Annotated in this window: 2 protein-coding genes; one reads left to right on the top strand and one right to left on the bottom strand. The window is 74.0% G+C overall.

Annotated elements, in window-relative coordinates:
• Nucleotides 1-358, bottom strand: a 358-nt coding sequence (locus tag ACFY4B_RS09170) for a hypothetical protein (protein ID WP_387967013.1), incomplete at its 3' end; no start/stop codon positions are given.
• A 73-nt stretch (nucleotides 359-431) separates the two neighbouring features.
• On the opposite strand from ACFY4B_RS09170, the gene ACFY4B_RS09165 reads away from it, so the two are divergent.
• A complete protein-coding gene (locus ACFY4B_RS09165) occupies nucleotides 432-25,352 on the top strand; it encodes an EndoU domain-containing protein (protein WP_387967012.1) in 24,921 nt (8,306 codons plus the stop codon).
• The last annotated feature ends 393 nt before the right edge of the window (nucleotides 25,353-25,745 follow it).

Below are 25,745 nucleotides of genomic sequence, written 5' to 3'. Positions count from 1 at the left end.
TGCCGGCGGATGGTCCGGTGAAGGGCGGGTCGCCGAAGGAGAAGCCGCTGGTCGACCGGGGTTCCGGGTCCACGTTGGACGGGAAGCCCGGTGAGAGGTGGGTGTCCCGGGACTCGGGTGACCGCAGGTCGATGACCGTGAGCGACCTGCCGGCGGATGGTCCGGTGAAGGGCGGGTCGCCGAAGGAGAAGCCGCTGGTCGACCGGGGTTCCGGGTCCACGTTGGACGGGAAGCCCGGTGAGAAGTGGGTGTCCCGGGACTCGGGTGACCGCAGGTTGATGACTGTGAGCGACCTGCCGGCGGATGGTCCGGTGAAGGGCGGGTCGCCGAAGGAGAAGCCGCTGGTCGACCGGGGCACCGGGTCCACGTTGGACGGCAAGCCCGGTGAGAAGTGGGTATCCCGGGACTCGGGCGACCGCAGGTCGACGACCATGGACGACCTCAAGAAGTCGGGGGACGCGGACACCCCCTCGCCGAGGGAGCACGAGGGCGGCACCGACGGGTCGAAGCAGAAGCCCTCCGCGGGCGAGGCCCCGGGCAAGGGGGACCGGCCCACCCCGGACCAGACGCGGCAGAACGGCCGGCAGGACGGGACGACGACGAAGTCCGAGGGCTCGGCGCCGAAGAAGCCCACCGTGCGGCCGTTCGGTCCCGAGAAGGTGAGGACCCTCGCCGATGGCCCCCAGGACGGGGCGGGGCCGAGGAGCAGCACCTCGGAGTCGGGGATGCGACCCGGCGGCTCCAACGTGAAGACCGTCACCGAGGCCAAGCCGACCGAATCCGGGGCGGGCGGCTCGACCAAGGTCGGATCGTCCACCGAGAAGCCCGTGAGCAAGACGGAACCCTTCTCCGGCCGGGGCGATCGTCTCGGCGAGGGTCCGCGGGTCTCCGAGGACGCCGGAGCGTCGAACCGAACCGGCCCGCGGAGCGGATCCCAGCAGGAGTTCCCGAACGCGGAGACATCGACGAACAGCCGGGGTCCGCAGTCGGAGCTGGCGGCGAAGCAGGAGACCGCGGCGAACGCCCGGATCGCCAAGGCCAAGGCCGAGGCCGATGCGGCGGCAGCGGCGAAGGCGGGTGCGGGGTCCGAGGCCGGCAACGCGGGGGCGAAGGCGAAGCCCGGTGCGGGGGTGGAGGGTTCGGGTTCGTCGGAGCGGGTCAAGTCGCCGTCGGAGTCGGCGGAGTTGACGGACAAGCGGGAGGCCGCGGCGAGGCGGGAGGCCGCGGGGAATGCCTGGGCGACGGAGCCCAAGGGTGAGGCGCCTGCTGGGGCGAAGGTGAAGTCCGGTGCGGGGGTTGAGGGTTCGGGTTCGTCGGAGCGGGTCAAGTCGTCGGCGGAGTTGACGGACAAGCGGGAGGCCGCGGCGAAGCGGGAGGCTGCGGGGAAGGCTTGGGTGACGCCCAAGGGTGAGGAGCCTGCTGGGGTGTCCGAGAAGTCCGGTGCGGCGGTGGGGGGTTCGGCTTCGTCGGAGCGGGTCAAGTCGCCGTCGGAGTCGGCGGAGTCGTCGGAGATGCGGGAGGCCGCGGCGAAGCGGGAGGCTGCGGGGAAGGATTGGGTGACGCCCAAGGGTGAGGAGCCTGCTGGGGCGTCCGAGAAGTCCGGTGCGGCGGTGGGGGGTTCGGCTTCGTCGGAGCGGGTCAAGTCGCCGTCGGAGATGCGGGAGGCCGCGACGAAGCGGGAGGCCGCCGGGAAGGCTTGGGTGACGCCCAAGGCCGAGGCCGATGCGGCGGCGGTGGAGAAGCCCGGCGCCGGATCGGCTGCCCGGCCCCGGGTGCCGGAGAAGCCTACGCCGGAGGTGCGGGGCGAGGAGGCCCGGCTGACGGCGCAGAAGCACGCGGAGGTCATGGACCGCTGGCTGGAGCACAAGCGGCAGGATCCGGAGACCCGGAAGCTGGCGGAGCAGCGTGCCGAGGAGGCGCGCCAGGCGGCGGAGAAGCAGGCGGAGCGGCGGGCGGAGCTGGCCGCGGAGCGGCGGGAGCGGGCCGCTGCCGAGCGGGAGGCGTCCGAGCGGACGAAGGCGCAGGTCGCGGAGGCCGAGGCCCGGGCCGACCGCCGGCGAGCGGAGGCGGCGGCCGCCGAGGACGCCCGGTGGCGGGAGCTGTTGCAGGACCTGCGGGACAAGTCGGGTGGGAACTCCGGGACGATCGGGGAGATCTCCTTCGCCGAGGCCAGGGCCCGGATCACCCAGCGGGCCGATGCCGCGTTGCGCAAGCCCATGCGCGAGTACACGGGGCCGGCGGACTTCGAGGCGATGGACCGCTACCTGGCACCCCACCTGGTGGCCGCCGAGGCCGAGGCCTGGCACGAGCTGGCGCGCGAACTCGGCATCAACGTGGGCTCGTTGGCTCGGCAGGGCCTCATGCCGACGTTCCCCCGGAACCTTCCGGAGCGGCCCGGCGGGAGGGTCGCCTTCGAGGCAGAGGCGTCCGCCGTCTCGAAGACCGGACCGGTCGGGGACAAGGGCAAGGGCCTGGCCGTCGAGCCGGTTGAGACTGTCGAGGCCGGCAAGCCCGGCAAGCCCGTCGTGAAGGAGCCCGAGGAGGAGATCACGGTTCTGCGGGCTCCGAACCCGGACGAGACCTGGGCGCAGATGGAGGCCCGGGAGGCCCGCGAGCTGGCGGCGGCGATCGAGCTGTCGACGCGGCTCCGGCAGGAGTCGAGCGGGGGCGGGGGTCCGATCACCTCGGCGTCGGCCGCGTCCGGGAGTCGGACCGGGGCGGCGCTGACGCCCGAGGCCGAGGCGAAGCTCCTCCAGGTCCCCACGCAGGCTCTCGACGAGGTCTCCCCGGCGGAGGGGTCGGCGTCGGCTCAGGTGCCGACTCAGCTGCCGGCGCCGGTTGCCGTGCAGCCGGAGGCGCCGTTCACGGCGCAGCAGTTGATCGACGAGCTGGTCGGCCTGATGCCCGGGGCGCCGCAGGCGCCGGCGGTGCTGCTGGATCCGCTGGAGCCCCTGCTGGGTCCGGACGTGTTCGGTGACCGGGTCGTTCCGCCCGCGCCGGAGTTCCTCCGGGGTTACGACTACGGGAACTTGAAGTCGGAGTCCCGGGTGGCGTTCTTCCGGGCGCTGGACCTGGCGAGCGGAACGGCGCCGACGGCCGAGGGCCTTGCCCCGGAGGCCCTTGGCCTGGAGCAGGATTCGGTCGTCGAGTCCGGACGGTTCCAGACGATGCCGCGGAGTACCGGTTCGGTACGTCTGCCGAAGCGGGTGCGCATCCCCCGCCTGGTGCACTCGATCTGGCTTGGCGGCCCGCTGTCGATGCACAACGAGCACACGGGTCCGTTCATGACCAATGTGCAGGACTCGGCGGACGGTCCGGGTCGGGGGTTCACCCATGTGATCTGGACGGACGTCACCCGTGCGAGGGTCGCCGAGGCCGCGGCGGCCCTGAGGACGGGCGACGACTCGCCCGAACTCGCCACCGTTCGCGCCATGGTGGCGTGGGCGGGGACCCGACCGAACGTGGTGCTGGTCAACGTCGACGAGGTCTTCTCGGCCGAGGCGCCGATGAGCCTCGAAGCGGCCTACAAGATGGAGACGGCGAAGCGCCTGGGACAAGGGTACGCCTCGGCGAGCGACATCCTGCGACTGGAGGTCCTCCGCCGGTTCGGCGGGATCTACACCGACGGGGACAACCGCCTCCGGACCGACCCCGCCCCGGAGCTCAGGAGGATCGTCGATTCCGACCAGGGCTTCGCCGTCGCCAAGGTCGGCAACGCCGGCATGGCGAACGCGGTGCTGATCGCCCCGGCCGGGCACCGCGCCGTGCGGCAGCACCTGGAGGTGCTGCGCCGCAACTACCTGCGCAGCTCGCACGAGAACACCGTCCGCGGAGGCTACTTCCAGTACCTGGACCGGATGTCCGTGTCCAAGACCGACTTCCGCGAGGCGGACAAGATGGCGGGGGAGGACCCCGTCTGGGTGCAGGGCCACACGGAGGAGCGGGACAAGAACGCGGTCCTCTACCTGAGCGGGACCGGCATCAACATCTGGGCGGATCTGGCGCACGGCCTGGGGCTCAAGGGCCCCGGCAGGCTCCCGGTGGTCGAGCCGGGTGTGTTCGAGATCGGGGTCGGGAACACCTGGGTGCCGCGCGAGCAGCCGGCCGCGGAGGCGGAGCCGGCGGAGGGCGACCAGCAGCCCGAGGCGCCCGACCGCGCGGCGACACTGCTGGCGGCCCGGAACATCATCAACACGCTGATCCGCGAACTCTCCTACCAGAACGGCAAGTTGGCTCTGAGCGAGGTGGCGGCGAGGGTCGCCCGGCACCCGCAGCCCGCGTTGCTGTGGGACACGGTGATCGGCTTCCTGGCCGGCCACCCCGAGCTGCGGACGCGGGTGCAGTGGCGCACCGTCCAGAAGTACGACGCGGGGACGAGGCCGATCGGCGCCCCGGTGCCGCTCCCGCCGTGGTCCGCCGGCCTCCTGGTGCCCGAGTCCGGGGAGGTCGAGGGGATCAAGACCGGGCGGGGTGTCGAGCGGGTGCGCATGGTGGCGCCCGAGACTGTGGCGCCGCCCGCCGCGACGGGGGTGCTCCAGGTCCCCACCCAGGCCGTCGACGGTGTGGTCCCGGCGGTGACCGACCTGGACCTGGCCCGCGAACAGCTGGCCGCCGTGGGCGAGGGTGAGGCGGAGCAGGCCGCGATCGGCGCGCGCCTGGACGACCTGGTCGCGGCGCTGGACGAGATCGGTGCGGGTGCGGAGGACCGGCAGGGTGTCGGCACGGCCTTGCAGATGGGTTCCTTCCAGCAGGCGTTCGCCGGGCTGGGCCAGGCGCAGCGTCTGGAGGTGCTCCGGCTGCTGGCGCAGGCGCTGCGGGACGGGCTGGAGCCCGGCGCGCAGCCGATGCTGGCGCTGCTGGTGACGGTGCTCCTCGCGGCGCAGCAGATCCGGGACGAGGTGCCGGTGGCGGCCGCGGGGGAGTCCCCGCGCGACCTCGCCGGGCGGTTGACCACGTTCGCCGACGGGATCCTCGCGGGCGCGGTCGCCTGGGCCCGTGAGTCGATGCGGGGTGAGCCCACTGCGCCGTACGCGGTGGTGGCGGTGGCCGGCTACGGCCGTACCGATCTGACGCCGGCCGCCGACCTGGACTTCGGTCTGCTCGGCGCTCAGGCGGACGCGGCCTGGCTGCGGTCGCTGACCAACCTGGCGGCCGGCTGGCTGGACCTGGCCCGCCAGTTCCTGCCGGTGAACGGGTCGGCGGCGGCGCCGTTCCAGGCCGACATCATGTGGTTCAACCCCAACCTGGCGGTCTTCGACCCGGAGGCCGTGCTGGAGCACGCGCTCGCCGCTTCGGCGGACGAGCTGACGCCCAAGCACGGTGTCATGCACGACACCCGGCTGATCGAGCTGGCGCCGCTCACCGGCGCCTTTGCCGCCGTCACGTCGCACGAGGGCCAGCGGGAGCTCTTCCGGAGGTTCGCCCAGGAGCGGAGCGGGCGCGGGGACGCCGAGGTGGAGTGGGCCGCCCTGCGGGAGTCGCTCGCCGGCCTCCCGCGTCCGGAGACTCTGGCGCAGGTGAACAGCGTCAACGTCAAGACCGCCTTGATGCGCCAACTGACCGTCGCCACACGGCACCTGTATGCCGCGTACCGGGCGGTGGCGAAGCCGGAGACGCCGTGGCGGCTCAGCACCGGCGAGCGGCTGGAGGAGCTGATCGCGGGGAAGGTGCTGTCGGGGCCGCTCGGCCGACAGCTGGTGGACGCCTATGTGCTCGGCCTGAGTCTGCGGCAGCGGTTGCACCAGGCGTACGGGGGTGAGCGGGACGAGGTCGCGACGGCCCAGGTGGCCGAGCCGCCGAACGGGCTGGAGCGTCTGCTGCCGGAGGAGCAGGAGCAGTTGGCGGCCGCGATCGGGGTGCTGCACGAGGTGCAGGGGAGCCTCGGCGCCCTGTGGTCCAAGGTTCAGTCCTCGGCGCCGTCGCGCTGGAAGACCCTGTTCGGGCGCCGTCCGGTGGCGGACCAGTCCGTCGGCCTGGTGCCGGACACGGTCGAGCCGGGTGAGTTGTGGGACGCGGATCTGGAGCTGCCGCTGGTCGGTGGCGGCAGTGTGCGCCTCGGTGATGTGCAGAGTCTGACCATCGTGGCGCCGGAGACGGGTCTGCCGCAGGGTCGGGCGTTCCACACGGAGGACGAACTCGCGCAGCGGCGTGAGGTGTTGCGGAACTTCGACCTGGGGCGGCGGTGGCTGCTGGAGGTCGACGGGCAGGGACGTGTGGTGACGGGGTACCGGAAGGTGCCGTGGGGGACGGGCGGTCGGCGTTACCTCGCCCTGCTGCACGGCAACCGGGACTTCGCGGTGCTGCCGCTGTCCGGCCCGGTCGGTACGGTGAAGGTGACCGCTACCGGGCTGGCCCGGACGCTGCGGCGCAGGCCGAGTATCCAGCAGTTGGCGGCGGGTGACGAGATCGTGCTGGCCGCATGTGACGCGGCGCTGCCCGCTTCGGATGGCGGGCCGTCGCTGGCGCAGGAGGTGGCGAACGCTACCGGTCGGGTGGTGTGGGCGCCGACGGGGAAGATCGCGGCGCTGTCGACCGACCTGGACGCTGATGCCGGGTTCCTGATGTATCCGGCGGCCGACGGTACGCCGGGTGCCTGGATCCGCTTCACGCCCAACGGTGTCAATCCCTCCCAGGACTCGGAGGAGTCGCACCCGGCGGGCGTGTCCGAGGTGGGCCCGGTGCCGCGTGGCACGGCTCCGCTGGCACCGTCGCAGAGTTCGACGGGCGTCGTGATGACGGGCGTCGAGGACACCGAGGAGGAACAGTCCGAGTCCGAGGAGGACGCGGACGACCTGGAGGAACTGGACGACCTGGAAGAGCTGGATCCGGCGGAGGGGTTCGCATGGTCGCAGCAGCCCCAGCACCCCGGGAACCAGGGCGAGGGGTCGGGGTCTGTCCAGGCCCAGGTGTCGACCGTCATGCAACCGGAGGCGCCCTTCACGGCACAGGAGTTGATCAACGAGCTGATCGACCTGATGCCCGGGGCTCCGCAGGCGTCGGTGGCGCCGGTGGGTCTGCTGGGTCCGGACGTGTTCGGCGACCGGATCGTTCCGGTCGCGCCGGAGTTCCTCCGGGGTTACGACTACCGGAAGTTGAAGTCGCGGTCCCGGGTGGGGTTCCTCCGGGCGCTGGACCTGGCGCGCGAGACCGCGCCGACCGCCCAGGAGCTCACCCCGGATACCCTGGGCCTGCACTCGGGGTCGGTCGTCGAGTCCGACCAGTCCCAGACGATGCCGCGCAGGTCGGGCCCGATTCACCTGCCGAAGCCGGTGCGCATTCCGCGGCTGGTGCACTCGATCTGGCTGGGCGGCCCGCTGTCGATGGACAACGAGCACACCGGTCCCTTCATGACCAATGTGCAGCACTCGGCGGACGGTCTCGGCGAGGGGTTCACCCATGTGATCTGGACGGACGTCACCCGTGCGCGGGTCGCCGAGGCCAAGGCCGCGGCGGCCGCGGGGACGGACGACGGTCCGGCCGAACTCGCCACCGTGTGGGCCATGGTGGAGTGGGCGAGGAGCCGGCCGAACCGGAACGTGGTGCTGGTCAACGTCGACGAGGTGTTCTCGGCCGAGGCTCCGATGGGCCTGGAGGCGGCCTACAAGATGGAGACCGCCAAGGGTCTCGGGCAGGGGTACGCCTCGGCGAGCGACATCCTGCGACTGGAGGTCCTGAACCGGTTCGGCGGGGTCTACACCGACGGCGACAACCGGCTGTTGAAGGACCTGGACTCCGAGGTCCGGCGGATCGTCGAGTCCGAGCAGGGCTTCGCCGTCGCCAGGGCCAGTGCCGCGACCACGGTGCCGAGCGCCACGACCAGCACGATCGGTACGACCACCGGGTTCACAAAGACCACCAGGACCTCCAAGGGCGGCCTGGCGAACGCGGTGCTGATCGCCCCGGCCGGACACCGGGCCGTGCGGCAGCACCTGGAGGTACTGCGCCGTAACTACCTGCGCCGCTCGAACGAGAACACCGTCCGCGGGGTGTACTTCCAGTCCCGGAAGCCGTCGCACATTTCCGGTGCCGACTTCCGGGAGGCGAAGACGTGGGTGAAGACGGACCCTGGCGAGCCGACGCGCCACACGGACGACGGGGAGAAGAACGCGGTCCTGTACCTGAGCGGGACCGGTGTCAACATCTGGGCGCTGGGGCTCAAGGGCCCCGACGCACTCCCGCTGGTCACCTCGGAGATCTTCGAGATCGGCACCGGGAACACCTGGGTGCCGCGGGAGCAGCCAGCGGCGGCCGTCCAGTTGCCCGAGGTGCCCGACCGCGAGGCCACGCTGCTGGCGGCCCGGAACATCATCAACACGCTGATCCGCGAACTCTCCTACCAGAGCGGTAAGTTGGCGCTGAGCGAGGTGGCCGCGCGGGTCGCCCGGCACCCGCGGCCCGATCTGCTCTGGGACACGGTGATCGGCTTCCTGGCGCACCACCCCGAGCTGCGGGAACGGGTGCAGTGGCGCACCGTCCAGAAGCTTGACGGGGCGACGAAGCCGACCGGCAGTCCGGTCGTCCTCCCGCCGTGGTCCGACAGCCTGCTGGTCAGGGTGGAGGAGGCCAAGCCCAGGGCGGGCGTCGAGCGGGTGCGCATGGTGGCGCCCGAGACTGTGGCGCCGCCCGCCTCGACGGTACCCGCGGCGGGGCTGCTCCAGGTTCCCACCCAGTCCGTCGACGGCGTCGCCACAGTGGTGGAGACCGTCGTTCAGGAGCAGTCCGAGCTGGACCGTGCCCGTGAACTGCTGGTCGCCGTGGGTGCGGATGCGGGGGAGCGGGCCGCGATCGGTGCGGGCCTGGACCGGCTGGTCGCGGCCTTGGACGGGAGCGGCGCGAGCGCGGAGGACCGGCAGGGCGTCGGCACGGCCTTGCAGATGGGGCCCTTCCGGCAGGCCTTCACCGACCTGGGGCAGACGCAGCGTCTGGGCGTGCTCCAGCTGCTGGCCCAGGCCCTGCTGGACGGTCTGCGGCCCGGGGCGCAGCCGATGGTGGCGCTGCTGCTGACGGTGCTCCTCGCGGCTCAGCAGATCCGGGACGAGGTGCCGGTGGCGGCCGCGGGGGAGTCTCCGCGTGACCTCGCCAGGCGGTTGACCACGTTCGCCGACGGGATCATGGCGGATGCGGTCGCCTGGGCCCGTGAGTCGATGCGGGGTGAGGCCACCGCGCCGTACGCGGTGGTGGCGGTGGCCGGTTACGGCCGTACCGACCTGACGCCGGCCGCCGACCTGGACTTCGGTCTGCTCGGTTCCCAGCAGGACGCGGTGTGGCTGGAGTCGCTGACCAAGCTGGCGGCGGGCTGGCTGGACCTGGCCCGCCAGTTCCTGCCGGTGAACGGGACGGTGTCGGCGCCGTTCCAGGCCGACATCCTGTGGTTCAACCCCAACCTGGTGGTCTTCGACCCGGAGGCCGTGCTGGAGTTCGCGCTCGCCGGTCCGGGAGGTGAGCCGGGGCCCACACACGGTGTCATGCACGACACGCGGCTGATCGAGCTGGCGCAGCTGCCCGGTGCCCTCGCGGCCGTCACGTCGCGGGAGGGCCAGCGGGAGCTCTTCCGGACGTTCACGGAGGAGCGGGGCCAGCGCCTCGACCCCGAGGTGGAGTGGATCGCCCTGCGGGAGGCGTTCGACCGTCTCCGGCGTCCGGAGACGCTGGCGCAGGCGAACACCGTCGACGTCAAGGCCGACTTCATGCGGCAGTTGACGGTCGCCACGCGGCACCTCTATGCCGCTTACCGGGCGGTGGCGAAGCCGGAGACGGAGTGGCGGCTCAGCACCGGCGAGCGGCTGGAGGAGCTGATCACGGCGCGGGTGCTGCCGGCGGCGCTCGGCCAGAGGCTGGTGGACGCCTACAGGTTGGCCCTGAGTCTGCGGCAGCGGCTGCACCGGGCGTACGGGGGTGAGCAGGACAAGGTCGCGACGGTGGCGGCGGCCGGGCCGCTGAACGGGCTGGAGCGCCTGCTGCCGCAGGAGCAGGAGCAGTTGGCCGTCGCGCTCGGGGCCCTGCGTGATCTGGAGGGGAGCCTCGACGCCCTGTGGGTCAAGGTCAGGCCCCCGGCCCAGGCTCCGTCGCGCTGGAAGAACCTGTTCGGGCGCCGTCCGGTGGCGGACCAGTCCGTCGGCCTGGTGCCGGACACGGTCGAGCCGGCCGAGTTGTGGGACGCGGAGCTGGAGCTGCCGCTGGTCGGTGGCGGCAGTGTGCGCCTCGGTGACATCCAGAGCTTGACCATCGTGGCACCGGGGACGGGCCTTCCGCAGGGTCGGGCGTTCCACACGGAGGACGAACTCACGCAGCGGCGTGAGGTGTTGAGGAGTTTCGACCTGGGGCGGCGGTGGCTGCTGGAGGTCGACGGGCAGGGCCAGGAGGTCACCGGGTACCGGAAGGTGCCGTGGGGAACGGGTGGGCGGCGTTACCTCGCGTTGGTGCACGGGAACCGGGACTTCGCGGTCCTGCCGCTGTCCGGCCCGGTCGGTACGGTGAAGGTCACTGCTACCGGGCTGGCCCGGACGCTGCGGCGCCGGCCGAGTGTCCAGCAACTGGCGGCGGGCGACGAGATCGTGCTGGCCGCGTGTGACGCGGCGCTGCCGGCCTCGGACGGTGGGCCGTCGTTGGCGCAGGAGGTGGCGAACGCTACCGGCCGGGTGGTGTGGGCGCCGACGGGGAAGATCGCGGCGCTGTCGACCGACCTGGACGCGGACGCCGGGTTCCTGATGTATCCGGCCGCCGACGGTACACCGGGTGCCTGGATCCGCTTCACCCCGAACGGCGTTGAGTCCGCCCAGGCCTCGGGCGAGCCGGTGGGCGCTTCCGAGGCGGGCCCGGTGTCGCGTGGCACGGCTCCCCAGGTGCCGTCCCAGAGCTCGACGGGCGTCGCGACGACGGACGTCGTGGAGGATCAGCCCCAGCTCCCCGAGAATCAGGGAGAAGGGTCGACCCAGGCGCAGGCGCAGGCGCAGGCGCCGGAACCGCCCTTCACCGCACAGGAGTTGATCGACGAGCTGGTCAGCCTGATGCCCGGCGGCCCGCAGGCGCCGGCGGCGCCCGCGGATCCGCTGGAGGCCATGCTGGGGCCGGACCTGTTCGGCGACCGGGTGGTCCCGCCCGCCCCGGAGTTCCTCCAGGGGTACGGCTACGGCCAGTTGAAGTCGGAGTCCCGGACGGCGTTCTTCCGGGCGCTGGACCTGGCGAGCGAGGCGGCGACGCCGACGGCCGAGGGGCTCGCCCCGAAGGCCCTGGGCCAGGACCCGGAGTCCGTCATCGAGTCCGGGGCGCTCCAGACGGTGCGTCGCAGGTCGGGGTCGATGCACCTGCCGAAGCGGGTGCGCATTCCGCAGCTGGTGCACTCGATCTGGCTGGGCGGCCCGTTGTCGGCGGGCAACGCGCACACCGGCCCCTTCATGGCGAACGTGCAGGAATCGGCCGACGGTCTCGGCCGGGAGTTCACCCATGTGATCTGGACGGACGTCACCCGTGCGCGGGTCGCCGAGGCCGCGGCGGCCGCTGGGACGGGCGATGACACGCCCGAACTCGCCACCGTACGGGCGATGGTGGCGTGGGCGAGGAGCCGGACGCACCGGAACGTGGTGCTGGTCAACGTCGACGAGGTCTTCTCGGCCGAGGCGCCGATGAGCCTCGAAGCGGCCTACAAGATGGAGACCGCCAAGGGTCTGGGGCAGGGGTACGCCTCGGCGAGCGACATCCTGCGACTGGAGGTCCTGGACCGGTTCGGCGGGGTCTACACCGACGGCGACAACCGGCTGTTGAAGAACCCCGTTCCCGAGGTCAGGAGGATCGCCGACTCCAAGCGGCACTTCGCCGTCGCCACGGCCAGCCTGGCGGATGCGCCGGGCGCCAGGGCCGGCACGACCGCCAGGGGCGGTCTGGCGAACGCGGTGCTGATCGCCCCGGCCGGGAACACGGCCGTGCAGGAGCACCTCAGGGTGCTGCGAAGCAACTACCAGCGCAGCTCGCACCAGAACACCTTCCGCGGGGAGTACTTCCGGCCCCGGGGGCAGGAGGACAACACCGAGGCCAACTTCCAGCAGGCGGACGTGGTGGCGGGGCCCCCGGTCTGGGTCCAGAACCACACGGAGGAGAACGAGAAGAACGCGGTCCTCCACCTGAGCGGGACCGGTGTCAACATCTGGGCGGACCTGGCGCACGGCCTGGGGCTCAGCGGCCCCGGTGCGCTTCCCGTGGTCGAGCGGGGCGTGTTCGAGATCGGGGTCGGGAACACCTGGGTGCCGCCGAGGCCGTCGGCGGTGGCGGGCGTCCAGCTGCCCGAGGTGCCCGACCGCGCGGCGACGCTGCTGGCGGCCCGTCGCATCATCAACACGCTGATCCGTGAACTGGTGTACCAGAACGGGAAGCTGGCGCTGAGCGAGGTGGCGGCGAGAGTCGCCCGGCACCCGCGGCCCGAGCTGCTGTGGGACACGGTGATCGGGTTCCTGGCCCGGCACCCCGAGCTGCGGGACCTGGTGCGGTGGCGCACCGTCCGGAAGGTCGGCGCGGGAACCGGGCCGGCCGACCAGCCGGTGGCGCTCCCGCCGTGGTCCGCCGGTCTCCTGGTGCCCGCGTCCGAGCCGGTGGCGGGGTTCACCGCCGGGTCGGACGTCGAGCGGGTGCGCATGCTGGCGCCCGAGGAGGTGCCGCCGCCCGCCCTGACGGGGGCAGTGGCGGGGGTGCTCCAGGTCCCCGTCCAGTCCGTCGACGGTGTCGTGCCGGTGGTGACCGATCTGGACCAGGCTCGCGAGCAGGTGGTCGCCGTGGGTGCGGACGAGGGGGAGCGGGCCGCGATCGGTGCGCGCCTGGACGACCTGGCTGCTGCGCTGGACGCGAGTGGTGCGAGTGCGGAGGACCGGCAGGGCGTCGGCCGGGCGTTGCAGATGGGTGCTTTCCAGCAGCCGTTCGCCGGCCTGGCGCAGGCGCAGCGTCTGGATGTGCTCCGGTTGCTGGCGCAGGCGTTGCGGGACGGTCTGCGGCCGGGTGAGCAGCCGATGGTGGCGCTGCTGCTGACGGCCCTCCTCGCGGCGCAGCAGATCCGGGACGAGGTGCCGGTGGCGGCCGCGGGGGAGTCTCCGCGTGACCTCGCCCGGCGGTTGACCGCCTTCGCCGACGGGATCCTCACGGATGCGGTCGTGTGGGCCCGTGAGTCGATGCGGGGCGTTCCGACGGCGCCGTACGCGGTGGTGGCGGTGGCGGGCTACGGTCGCACGGACCTGACGCCGGCCGCCGACCTGGACTTCGGGCTGCTCGGCTCCCAGGCGGACGCGGTGTGGCTGGGGTCGCTGACCAACCTGGCGGCGGGCTGGCTGGACCTGGCGCGCGCGTTCCTGCCGGTGAACGGGACGGTGCCGGCACCGTTCCAGGCCGACACCATGTGGTTCAACCCCAATCTGGCGGTCTTCGACCCGGAGGCCGTCCTGGAGTTCTCGCTCGCCGCTCCGGGAGATGAGCCGGGGCCCAAGCACGGTGTCATGCACGACACCCGGCTGATCGAGCTGGCGCAGCTCACCGGGGCCCTCGCCGCCGTCACGTCGAGCGAGGGCCAGCGGGAGCTCTTCCGGAGGTTCACGGAGGAGCGCGGCGGCCGCATCGCCCCCGAGGTGGAGTGGCTCGCCCTGCGGGAGGCGTTCGCCGACCTCCAGCGCCCGGAGGCGCTGGCGCAGGTGACCAGCGTGGACGTCAAGGCCGACTTCATGCGGCAGTTGACGGTCGCCACGCGTCACCTCTATGCCGCGTACCGGGCGGTGGCGAAGCCGGAGACGCCGTGGCGGCTCAGCACCGGCGATCGGTTGCAGGAGCTGATCGAGGGGAAGGTGCTGTCGCCGAGCCTCGGGCGGAGGCTGGTGGACGCCTACGAGTTGGCCCTGAGCCTGCGGCAGCGCTTGCACCGGGCGTACGGGGGCGAACGGGACAAGGTCGCGACCGCGCAGGTGGCCGAGCCGCCGAACGGGCTGGAGCGACTGCTGCCGGAGGAGCAGGAGCAGTTGGCCGCCGCGCTCGGGGCCCTGCGCGAGGTGCAGGGGGGCCTCGACGCCCTGTGGTCCAAGGTCAAGTCCTCGGCTCCGTCGCGCTGGAAGAACCTGTTCGGGCGTTCCCGTCCGATGGCGGACCAGTCCGGGGGCTCGGCGTCGGACTCCGAGACGCCGGTGGTCGGTGTGCCGGAGGTGCCGGACACGGTCGAGCCGGGTGAGTTGTGGGATGTGGACCTGGAGCTGCCGCTGGTCGGTGGCGGCAGTGTGCGGTTGGGTGATGTCCGGAGTCTGACGATCGCGGCGCCGGGTTCGGGCCTTCCGCAGGGTCGGGCGTTCCACACGGAGGACGAACTCGCGCAGCGGCGTGAGGTGTTGAGGAACTTCGACCTGGGGCGGCGGTGGCTGCTGGAGGTCGACGGGCAGGGGCGTGAGGTCACGGGGTACCGGAAGGTGCCGTGGGGCACTGGCGGTGGGCGGCGCTATCTCGCGCTGCTGCACGGCAACCGGGACTTCGCGGTGCTGCCGTTGTCCGGCCCGGTCGGTACGGTGAAGGTCACTGCTACGGGGCTGGCCCGGACGCTGCGGCGCAGGCCCAGCATTCAGCAGTTGGCGGCGGGTGACGAGATCGTGCTGGCCGCGTGCGACGCGGCGCTGCCCGCTTCGGACGGCGGGTTGTCGCTGGCGCAGGAGGTTGCGGATGCGACGGGCCGGGTGGTGTGGGCGCCGACCGGGAGGATCGCGGCGCTGTCGACCGACCTGGACGCGGACGCCGGGTTCCTGATGTACCCGGCCGCCGACGGTAGGCCGGGTGCCTGGATCCGCTTCACCCCGAACGGCGTTGAGTCCGCCCAGGCCTCGGACGAGTCGATGGGCGCCTCCGAGGCGGGCCCGGCGCCGCGTGCCAGCGTTCCCCTGGTGCCGTCGCAGAGTTCGACGGACGTCGCGATGACGGGCGTCGAGGAGACGGACGTCGAGGGCGAGGAGGAGGACGAGCTACCGGCCGCGAACTCCCGTACGGACAAGGGCAAGGGCAGGGTCGACGAGGCCGCCGAGGAGGACCTGGACAACCTGGAGCGGCTTGATCTGGAGGAGGCGATCGCGCGTTCGCGGCGGCCCCAGTACCCCGGGAACCAGGGAGAGGGATCGGGATCGGGATCTGCCCAGCCGTCGGTGCCGGTTCAGGTCGTCGTGCAGCCGGAACTCCGTTTCTCGGCCCAGGATTTGATCGACGAGCTGATCGGCCTGATGCCCGGGGTTCCGCAGGCGTCGGTGGCGCCGGTGGGTCTGCTGGGTCCGGACGTGTTCGGTGACCGGGTCGTCCCGGCCGCCCCGGAGTTCCTCCAGGGCTACGACTACCGGAAGTTGAAGTCCGAGTCCCGGGTGGCGTTCTTCCGGGTACTGGACCTGGCGAGCGGAACGGCGCCGACGGCCGAGAGCCTCGCCCCGGAGGCCCTGGGCCTGGAGCAGGGTTCGGTCGTCGAGTCCGGACGGTTCCAGACGATGTCGCGGAGTACCGGTTCGGCATTTCTGCGGAAGCGGGTGCGGATTCCCCGCCTGGTGCACTCGATCTGGCTGGGCGGCCCGTTGTCGATGGACAACGAGCACACCGGTCCGTTCATGACCAATGTGCAGGACTCGGCGGACGGTCCGGGCCGGGGGTTCACCCATGTGATCTGGACGGATGTCACCCGTGCGCGGGTCGCCGAGGCCAGTGCGGCCGCGGAGACGGACCGGGACACGCCCGAACTCGCCACCGTACGCGCCATGGTGGAGTGGGCGGCGACCCGACCGCACGGGAACGTGGTGCTGGTCAACGTCGACGAGGTCTTCTCGGCCGAGGCGCCGATGAGCCTCGAAGCGGCCTACAAGATGGAGACCGCCAAGGGCCTGGGGCAGGGGTACGCCTCGGCGAGCGACATCCTGCGACTGGAGGTCCTGGACCGGTTCGGCGGGATCTACACCGACGGCGACAACCGGCTCCAGGCCGACCCCGCCCCGGTGGTCGAGCGGATCGTCAACGCCCGGCGGAGCTTCGCCGTCGCGAAGGTCGGCAACGCGGGCATGGCGAACGCGGTGCTGATCGCCCCGGCCAGGCACCCGGGTGTGGAGCAGCACCTGGAGGTTCTGCGCCGTAACTACCTGCGCAGCTCGCACGAGAACACCGTCCGCGGGATGTACTTCCAGTCCCGCGACCGGGCGCACATCACCGCCGAGGAGTTCGAGGAGGCGGAGGAGTGGGTGGGGAAGGTCCCCGCCGAGGCGCAGCGCCACACGGACGACGGGGAGAAGAACGCGGTCCTCTACCTGAGCGGGACCGGTGTCAACATCTGGGCGGACCTGGCGCACGGCCTGGGGCTCGACGGCCCTGAAGCGCTCCCGCTGGTCCCCTCGGAGATCTTCGAGATCGGCACCGGGAACACCTGGGTGCCGCGGGAGCGGCCGGCGGCGGCCGTCCAGTTGCCCGAGGTGCCCGACCGCGAGGCCACGCTGCTGGCGGCCCGTCGCATCATCAACACGCTGATCCGCGAACTCTCCTACCAGAGCGGGAAGCTGGCGCTGAGCGAGGTGGCCGCGCGGGTCGCCCGGCACCCGCGGCCCGACCTGCTCTGGGACACGGTGATCGGCTTCCTGGCCCGGCATCCCGAGCTGCGGGAACGGGTGCAGTGGCGCACCGTCCAGAAGTACGACGGGGCGACGAAGCCGGTCGGCACTCCGGTCGCCCTCCCGCCGTGGTCCGACAGCCTGCTGGTCAGGGTGGAGGAGGCCAAGCCCAGGCCGGGCGTCGAACGGGTGCGCATGCTGCGGCCCGAGGACGTGCCGCCGCCCGCCGCGACGGTGCCCACCGCGGCACCGGCGGGGCAGCAGCAGGTGACCGAAGAGGAGGAGGCGACCGGACAGGAGGAGACGGCCGACGGCCAGGCCGGTCAGGCACCCGGCCGGCAGTTCCACGCGCCGACCGGCGGCACCGACGGCACCGACGGCACGACGGCCGGCACCACCGCGCCGACCCGCGGCACACCCCAGCAGCAGGCCGTGCCGCAGCCGCCCGCGGCGACGGACCCGGCGAACTTCCCCGGCTGGCAGCCCTTCACGACCGCCCAGGGGACGGCGGCCGAGCCGCTCCGCCCCGACCGTACGCCGCGCCCCGGCCCGGGCCCGCAGACCGACCCCAACGGGGTCGTGCGGGACCACGGCGGCTGGCAGCTGAAGCCGACGGCGGTCCCGGGGGCGCCGATCACGCGGTTCCCGGGTGCCTGGCAGCGGCCGGTGGCGGCGCCGGAGTGGACGTACTACCCGGAGGACTGGAGCGCCGACACGGTCCTGCGGCACGTCCAGGCGGCGATGCGGAACAATCCGAGCGTCGCGCCGGGGCCGGACGGCCTGGACCGGGCGGTCGGCTGGTCCGGGAGCCTGTGGGTCGAGGCGGTCCTGGACCAGCAGGGCTACATCCTGTACCACCACCCGCTCCCCAACTCCCCCGCGCCGTACGCGGCGTGGCAGGAGGAGGCGGTGGTCGGCCGGGGCGACCGGGTCGACCTGTTCGGGTACCCGGGCGTACTGCTCCAGCGGGTGCGGTTCGACAGCGGGCAGGACGGCTTCGAGTTCACCGTCCGGCTGCACCTGGAGCCGTCCGTGGGCATGACGCCCGCCGAGCTGGACGCGGTGCGGCGGCAGGTGCGGACGCTCATGGCCGACTTCACGGCCGGGCAGCAGGTCGGGGCCTTCGACCGGCTGCTGAACGTGGGCGTGGAGTTCACCGAGGAGGCGGGCGACGGCGTCACCACGCTCCCGGTCGCGCCGGGCGCGGTGCCGACCCTGGCGCAGGTGCTGCCGCGGCAGTTCAGGGAGGCGGCCGGAACGGTCGACCTGGAGTTCGTGACGGGGACGCAGCTGCGCAAGTCCCCGCCGGTGCGGGAGGTCCACGTCGGCGGGGACTGGACGGCCGGGCTGCGCCCGTCGTTCACGGCTCCGGCCTGGGACCGCCCCGGCCGGGGGCTGCCCCCGGAGTGGGGCGCCGCCGAGGCCCGGTACGCCGCCCACCACGTGCTGCGGACGGGGACGGCCGAGGTCGTCGGCGAGGCGGCCGCGGGCCGTCCGGCCCCCGAGGTCCGCCGCGGCCGGTTCGCCGGGGTGCGGCTGAACGTCCGGGTCGAGGACGGCGTCATCACCGACGTCTGGGGCGAGCCGCACCAGAAGCTGCGGCCGCAGCTGACCGCCCCGGTGGCCGGCACCGAGGCGGTGCTGGTCCCCGCGCAGGAGGTCAGGCCGCCGCAGGACGCCTTCATCCGGGCCATCACCGCCCGGGAGCTGGAGTCCTTCGACGCCCGCCGGGTCCGGCTGCCGGACGGGGACACCGAGACGGTGCTGACCGTCCGGCTGTACCTGGACCTCGAAGCGAGGCTGGACCTCGCGGACGGGCCGACGGCCGCGGCCGTGGAGGCTCTCCGGGAGGCGGGCCGGGAGGGGGTCGAGAAGGTCTACAACACCGGGCAGCGGCTGCCCAGCGGCGATCTGCTGCGGGTCGAGGTCGAGTTCGTCCCCGACCGTTCCACGGCGCACCACACGGTCGCCGTCCGGGAGCGCCAGGACCGGGCCAACCACCGGACCTGGGGCCTGAACACCGGGGCGCGGACGATCGCCCACGAGATCGGCCACCTGCTCGGCCTGGACGACGAGTACCGGGAGGCGGGTTCCACGCCCCGGCCGATCCATCCGGACGACAGCGGGATCATGGGCGGCCGGCAGACCGACCGGTTCGGACGCCCCTGGCTGGACATGAACCACTTCCACGAGGGCCCGCTGGAGGTCCTCGCCCCCTTCGCGCCGCCGGCCGCCCGCAACCTGCGGCAGCTCGGCGGGGTGGTGGACGAGGCCTTCGGCGAGGACCGCGGCCCGACGCCGGTCGGCGACGCGCCGACCCGGGCCCGGTTCCGCGAGGAGGTGCTGCGGCGCGCCCTGTACGGCGGTCCGGGCGGGCGGGACGGCCACCTGGTGCCGCCGCGGGGGTCGACGCGCCCCCGGCCGGAGCGGGTGCCGGGGTCGCAGGAGCGCAACGGGACGTTCAAGGTGGTCGGCGGGCCCGCCGACGCGGCGGCCACGCAGGTCGGCGCCCTGGCCGGCGACCTGCCCGGGCCGCGCCGGAACCGGACGGTGTTCCCCGAGCACTGGACGGCGGACGACGCGGTGTACGCCGCCGAGCAGGCGTACCAGCACGCCCTGCGCACCGGCCGGGTCACCGCGACCGGCCTGCACTCCCACCACTGGGTCGGCGAGTACGGCGGGGTGCGGATCGAGGGCCGGATCCGGGCGGGGGAGTTCGTCTCCTTCCGTCCCTCCGACGACCAGAGCGGGCTGGACACCCCGGCGTACATGCCGTGGCGCCCGACCGGTGGGGCCTTCGGCGCCCGGGTCGAGGACCTCGTCCGGTACGGCGACCGGCAGACCCTCACCGGCGTCCACGCCGAGCCGGAGAAGGCGGCCGCCACGGCGCACGGCGTCAAGGTGGGCTCGGTGCTCGCGGAGAACGACAACGGCACCTACCGGGCCGACGTCTGGTTCCTCGACGCGGCCGTGACCCCAGGCGCCCCGATGGCGAAGTTCCCGTCGCGGTGGCACCAGCACGCGGACGGGGAGACCCACACCCTCTACCCGAAGGCGTGGACGCCGTCGCGCGTCCTGTCCGCCGTGGAGCGGGCGTACGCGGCCCGGCACACCTCCGAGCCGCTGGACTCCGGGGCCGAGCGCTGGGTGGGCGAGGCCGACGGCGTGCGGATCGAGGGGATCACCCGGGACGGCCGGCACCTGACGCACCGTCCGACCGCCCGGCAGCCGCTCACCGACTGGTACGCGCCCCCGGCGGCGGACGGGTCCACCGGGCCCGGCCTGCGCGGCCGCCGCGTCCGGACGGTGGACGGACAGCTGGGCATCGAGGTCGCGGCACCGGTGCACCTGAGGGTCGCGGCGGGCACCACGCCCGCGGCGGTCGCGGACGCCCGCAAGCGGCTCCAGCGGGCCGCCGACGACTTCGTCCGGCAGCACCGCGCCGCCGGCGACCCGCCGGTCCTGCTGACCCTCGACTTCGTCGACACGGAGGCGGACGCCCTTCCGGGCGCGGTGGCCGGGGCGGACTCCCTCCCCGACGGCGCCGGGCTGGACGTGCTCCTGCCCGGTGTGGCCGGGGCGTTGACGCCCGGGTTCTCCGTGACGGTCGCGGGCAGCGCGGGCCCGGCCACGGCCACCGCCAGGGCGCAGGCCGGGTACGGACAGCAGGCGCTCGTCGAACCGGAGCTGACCGAGCCCGCGGAGCCCGGAACGGGCACCCGCCCGGCCACCGTCACCGAGATGGCGGGGCAGCAGTGGATGATCGACGGGGCCTTCGCCCCGACGCTCGCGGGGAACGCCGGGCGGGGACTGCCGACCGGCTGGACGCCGGGCGAGGGCAGGTACGCGGCGCTCCAGGTGCTCGCCGGCTGGCGCGGCCGGCGGCGCGAGCTCGTGAAGGGCCGCTTCAACGGCGTCCCGATCGAGGTCCGGACCGAGAACGGGCGGATCGTGGACTTCCGCGGCCTGCCGGACCGGAGTGTCCCGGCCCAGTTCACCAAGGCCGTCCCCGAGCCGTCCGGCCAGGGCCTGGTCTTCCCGACCGGCCCGCGCCACGCTCCCGAGTCCTCCTCCTCGTCGTCGTCCTCGTCCTCCGCGCCCGCCGGCGCGATCCCGCAGCCGGCGCAGGACCCGGCGACGGCGCTGCTGCCGGGCCACGCCTCGGCCGAGGCCGTACCGGACGACCCGGCGGCGCAGCCGTTCGAGCTCCGGCGCGGCCCGCTCGTACCGGGCGGCGAGGACGTCACCGTCCTCGTCCTGCGCGTCCACCTGGACGGCTCCGGCCTGACCGGGGAGGACGCCCGGGCCAGGGTCGCCGCGCTGGGCGCGCGGATCCGGGACGCCGCCGCGCGGTTCGACAACCGCACCAGGCTCCCGGACGGCACCCCGCTGCTGGTGCGGGTGGAGTTCGTGGACGCCACCGGCGATCCGCACCGGACGGTGCTCCTGCACGAGCGGAGCGTCGCCCAGGACGCCGGGAACTGGCACCTGGAGATCTCCCGGGACGCGCTGGTCCACCAGCTGGGCCGGGCCTTCGACATCTCCGTCACGGAGTACGCGGGCGGCGGCACGACCCACGTCGTCCCGGCGCCGTCGGTCCGCGTCCTGCGCGAACTCGGCGAGCTCGCGGACGACCGGCTGGGCCGCCTCGGGCACGACACCGAGGACGGCGAGTCGCCCCGGACGGAGTTCGCCGACGGCGTCCTGGAGGCCGAACTCGGCCCGGCCGTCGGGAGGCGGGGCGGCCACCTGCCGTCGGCCATCGGCGAGGAGGGGGCCGAACAGCTGGAGCTGGTGCGCCGTCACGCCAACGGCACCCTGCTGGTGGAGACCGGCGCGGGCCGGCGCACCCTGTTCCCCGAGCACTGGACCGCCGCCGAGGCCCGGTACGCCGTCGAGCAGGCGGCCGTCGACGCGGTCCGCAACGAGACCTTCCAGGTGACCGAGGACGGGATCTTCTGGCAGGGCGTGTACGAGGGCGTCCGGATCGAGGGCAGGTCGGACGAGGACGGGACGGTCACCGCCTTCCGCCCGGCCGCCGACCAGCGCGGCCTGGTGGCGCCCGCCCACGCGCCGGGCGCCGGCGCGGTCGAGGTCCCGTCGCTCGACGGGGCCCCGGTGCTCACCCCGGACCAGCTGCGCGTGTTCGACGAGCAGGCCAGGCGGGAGGGCGGCACCGGGCTGCCCCCGGAATGGACCCGGGAGCAGACCCGCCACGCGGCCCTGTGGGTGTACGAGCAGCAGAACCGCGCGGCGAGGGAACGCAACGGGGACGAGATCGTCACCGGCGCGTACGGCGACGTCCGGATCAGGCTGCTGGTCCGCAACCGGCAGATCATCGACTACTGGGCCGAGCCGGGGCAGCGCTTCGACGCGACCGAACCGGCCGAGCCGGTACGGGTGCTGGCCACGGCGGAGGTGCGTCCGCCGGTCCGCCGGTTCCTGCGCTCGCTGCAGGCCCAGTTCATCCAGTCGTACGAGGTCCGGCGGGTGGTGGACGCCGACGGGGACACCCGCACCGTCCTGACGGTGCGGGTCCACCTGGAGGCCGACGGCCTGGTGGGCAGCCGCGCCGAGGCCGAGCGGGACCTCGACCGGGTGCGGCTCAACGCCGAGGCGGGCGTCCGGGACGTCTTCGGCCAGGGGCTGCGGCTGCCCGACGGCAGCCTGCTGGAGGTCGCGATCCGGTTCGTCGACCGGGAGAGCGCCCACCACGTCGTCGAGGTGCGCTCCTACACCTCCCAGGAGCACGCCCAGCACTGGGGCGTGGACTCCCCGCCGAGGGTGATCGGCCACGAGGTCGGCCACCTGCTCGGCCTGGCCGACGAGTACCGGCGCCAAGGGGCCGGCCCGCGGCCCGTCCACCCGGAGTTCGGTCTGATGACCGCGCCCGGGAGCGACATCTACGGCCGGGTCTGGTACGACGCCGGGCACCCGGTGGAGCTGGGCGTCACGAACCCGGCGGTCTCGCTCCGGCCGCACAACCTGAACGAGCTGGGCGCGGTCCTCGACCGGGTCTTCCGGACGGACCTCCGGCCGGTGCCGGCCGGGGAGTTCCCGGTGCGGGCCGCCTTCGGCGAGGACGCGCTGCGGACCGCGCTCTTCGACGGGCCGGACCGGACGGGCGGGTACCTGACCCCGCCGGCGGAGTCGGGGCGGCGCAGGCTGCCCCGGGTCGGCGCGGAGAACCCCAACGGCACGTACCGCGCCGACGCGGGCGAAGCGGCGCTGGACCGGTACCGGACGATGTTCCCCGCGCACTGGACGGCCGAGGACGCGGTGTACGCGGCGCGGCAGGCCTACCTGCACGCCCGCCGCACCGGCGGGATCAGCGGGCGCGGAGACCTCGCGCAGCGCTGGGTCGGCGAGTACGACGGCGTGCGCATCGAAGGCCGGATCCGGTCGGGGGAGTTCATCTCCTTCCGCCCCGCCGAGGACCAGTCCGGGCTCACCGCGACGGCCCCCGCGCCCGAGCCCGCCACGCTGCCCTTCGGCCACCGGGTCGAGGACCTCAACCGCTACGGGGACCGGCACACCCTCACCGGCTTCCACCACCGCGCCCGGCTCCGCGGGGCCCTCGCGGTGGACCCGGCGGACCACGGCCTGCACCTCGGGCCGGTCCGGCCGCCGCGGGCCAACGGCACCTACCGGGCGCCGGTGTACTTCCTGGACCCGGGGATCGCGCCGGGCGCGCCGCTGAGCGAGTTCCCGTCCCGGTGGCGCCGCCCCGAGAACCAGGAGGCCCGGACCTTCTACCCCGAGTCCTGGGTGTCCGAGGACGTCCTGGAGCGGGTCGACCGGGCCTACCAGGAAAGGCTGTTCGAGGAGGTGCTGCCGGACGGCGCCGTGCGCTGGGTCGGGGTGGCCCACGACGTGTGGATCGAGGGCGTCACCCGGGACGGGCGGCACCTCGTCCACCGGCCCACCGACTGGCAGCGGTCCCGTCGGGAGACCGGGGCCGGGGCGGTCCCGGTCTGGGAGCGTCCCCTGGTGCGGGACGACGTCGACTACTCCATCGGCTACCGCCGCGTACGGCCGGGCGGGGCCGGCCTGCCGGACACCGAACTGGTCGTCCAGGTGCGGGACCACGGCGACCTGACCGCCGAGGAGCGGGCCGGGCTCCAGCGGCTCGCCGACGAGCAGGCCGCGGAGCTGTTCCCGGCCACGGCTCAGCCCGGCGGCCGGCCGGTTCGCATCCGGCTCCGGTTCGTCCCCGAGGCGGACGATCCGGAGGCGATGCCGCCGGTCTCGTCCTTCCCGAGCGCCTTCGTGCGGCAGCTGCGGTCGCGGCTGGAGGAGGCCGAGGAACTGGTCGCCGGACTGCACGGCGCACCCGCGCCGGAGCCGCCGCTGCTCACCCCGGTGACCCCGGGCACGGGCGAGCGCCCGGCCACCCGTACCCGCCTCCAGGACCTGGAGGCGGCGGGCATCGACGCGCCGGCCCTCGACCCGGCCCTCGCTCGCGCGCTCGCCCTCGCGGACGAGCGGGCCGAGGGAGCCGAGAGGCCCGGGGGACTGCCCGCCGCGTGGACGGCCGCCGAGGGCGGGCACGCGGCGCGCATGGTCGCGCGGGAGCACCTGGCCGAGCTCGGGGACGGGCGGACAGGCACGGTCACCGGGCGGTTCGCCGGGGTGGAACTCCGGGTGACGCTGGAGGACGGCCGGATCGTCCGCTTCGCGGGCACGCCGGGCCAGACCTTCGAGAACCAGCGCCGACCGCGCCTCGCCGGGCAGCAGCCTCCGGCACTCATGGCGCTGCGCCCGGCCACCGGGCGGCAGCTCCGGGAGCCCGGGAACGACGGGCCGCACGAGGCCGTCGAGCAGGAGCAGCCGGCCGTCGTGGAGGCGGCCCCGGTCGCCCCGGTCACCCCGGCCGCGGCGCCGCCGGTGCGGCCGCCGGCGGCCTTCGGTGCGGCCCCGGCCGTCCAGGCCGACCCGGCCAGCACCGGCTCCGCCCCGGTGTCCGCGACCCCGCCGCCGGTGGTCCCCGCCGGGCCGCCGCCGCTGCCCGCGCTGGGGGGCCTGCGGTTCGACGGGACCGGCCTCACCGGCCGCCCCCCGTACGCGAGTTCGGCCGTCCGGGCCGGTTCGCCGTCGGACCCGCGGGAGTCCCGGATCCCCTGGGACACCGTCCGCGCACTGCTCAACCGCGCCTACCGCCAGGAGCGCGGCCGGCTGCTGCCGATGCTGCGGGAGTGGCTCGCCCCCGAGCACGTGGCGGCGGACCTGCTGGCCGAGGCGGACGCGCTGGTGGCGGCCCTGCCGTCGGAGCTGTTCGCCGGGCTCCCGCACGAGGAGGACGCCCGACTGCTGCTCCGGGCCGGGTACGTCCTCCACGGCTCCTCGGCGGACCCGGGGGAGGAGGCCGCCCTGGCGGAGCAGGCCCGGGCCGAGCTGGCCGCCGCCCTGCTGGACCTGCTGGAGCCGCTCCGCGACCCCGCACCGGACCCGGCCGCGGTCGAGCGGTCCCTGGACGGCCTGCGGGACGCCGTCTCCGCCCTGCCGGACCCGACCGGGGCCGCCGTGCGGGGCGTCCTGGCCAGGATCGCGCGGACGCGGACGCGGATCACCGCGACCACCCCGCTGCACGAGGCCAACTCCCTGGTGAACGAGCTGGCCGACCGGCTGATCGGCCAGGACGTGCGCCGCCTGCTGGGCGTGCCGACGGGCGACGGGGACCTCGAGTTCCTCGCCGGCCGGATCTTCCACGAGGCCCACGTCGTCCGCGACGACTGCTTCGACGTGAGGACGGTGCGCCATGCCCTGCGCGGCCTGTAGCGGGGGCCGTGGGAACGGCGGGACGGCCCCGGCCGTCCCGCCCCCGGGGGCCGGCACCATCTGCCCGCCCGGCGGTGTGGTGGCCGTCGACATTGCCGGGCGGGCGGAAGTTCCGTACCTTGGTGCCGGCTTTGGCCCCCGAAGGGCTGTCCTTGACCTTGAGGCGTCGTCACCTGCCGTCGCACGGGCGGGTGGTGGCCACCACTGGCGGTGGATGCGGGGAGAAGTTCCTCATGGCCGTCGAATCCGCTCCGGCCCTGAATTCCCCCCCCGTTTCCCCGGCCTCCGCATGCCGGTACGGACCGGCGCTTCGGCGGCGAAGGGCGGGAGCACCGGTGGGGTGGGGCGCGGGTCCGGCCGTCGGGGTGCAGGGGCGGTAGGTGGTCGGCAGGG

It is taken from the genome of Kitasatospora sp. NPDC001261 (assembly GCF_042896795.1).
GTDB lineage: Bacteria > Actinomycetota > Actinomycetes > Streptomycetales > Streptomycetaceae > Kitasatospora.
Note: the sequence above shows the minus strand (reverse complement) of the source record. Positions and strands in the feature narration are given on the sequence as shown.

Excerpts from the sequence above, each read along its gene's own strand:
- ACFY4B_RS09165 (WP_387967012.1), top strand. The coding sequence starts at position 432 with ATGGACGACCTCAAGAAGTCGGGGGACGCGGACACCCCCTCGCCGAGG.